The organism is Janibacter sp. CoH_79_TC_3 (genome assembly GCF_058197955.1).
Window position 1 is genome coordinate 1 of the sequence record NZ_JBXWIV010000217.1, and the last position, 230, is coordinate 230.

1 protein-coding gene is annotated in these 230 nt (G+C 43.0%); it reads left to right on the forward strand.

The window, feature by feature from the left end; translation table 11 throughout:
* Positions 1-230, forward strand: a 230-nt coding sequence (locus AC2FA3_RS15690; protein ID WP_490510411.1) for a C40 family peptidase, incomplete at both ends; no start/stop codon positions are given.

Genomic DNA, 230 nt, shown 5'->3' on the forward strand with positions numbered 1-230 from the left:
GGTAATACAGTAACTAAGAATACTACAACTCAAGCTACTGCAACAGCTGCTAAGCCAAAGAAGTCTAAGAAGTCAGTTCAAGCAACCGGCGATGTATCAGCTATTGTTACTTTAGCTGAAGCACAACTTGGTAAGAATTACGTATGGGGCGGTACCGGTGCTAACGGTTTTGACTGTTCAGGTCTTACTTCATATGTTTACTCAAAGGCTGCTGGTGTGAACATCGCTAG